Below are 414 nucleotides of genomic sequence, written 5' to 3' on the forward strand. Positions count from 1 at the left end.
GTCCTGCCGTCCGGACCGGTCGCACGCGGGTCATCCCGCCGCACCGTCCCAGCGGGCCCGGCGCATGTCCAGCCGGGGCATCGAACCCCCGGATGCGCCGGCGGCCTCCCGCAGCGGCGTCCCCTCCTCGCGGTAGTGGTCCAGCGCGCGCAGTTCGTGGCCGGGCAGCAGCACGCCGTCGGAGCGGACCACCCGCCACCACGGAACCGCGCTCCCGTAGAGGGCCATCACCCGCCCCACCTGGCGGGGGCCACCCTCACCGAGCCACTCGGCGACGTCCCCGTAGGTCATCACCCGGCCCGGAGGGATCCGTTCCGCCACGTCCAGCACCAGCTCCGCGTACTCGGGGAGCTCGGCGCCGGACCGCTCCACGTCACTCATCCGACCCATCCTGCCGCACCCCTCCGACACACC

General features: G+C 75.1%; 1 protein-coding gene. It reads right to left on the reverse strand.

Features of this window, described 5'->3' with window-relative positions; all coding sequences use genetic code 11:
- Positions 1-30 precede the first annotated feature (30 nt).
- Complete coding sequence (locus tag ACOV8S_RS15165) at positions 31-381, reverse strand: MGMT family protein (protein WP_448318354.1); 351 nt, start codon at positions 379-381, stop codon at positions 31-33.
- Positions 382-414: the final 33 nt, after the last annotated feature.

Source organism: Streptomyces sp. CO7 (assembly GCF_053474865.1).

What these genes read in the sequence shown, in the direction of transcription:
- ACOV8S_RS15165 (WP_448318354.1), bottom strand. Translation starts at nt 381, where the DNA reads ATGAGTGACGTGGAGCGGTCCGGCGCCGAGCTCCCCGAGTACGCGGAG.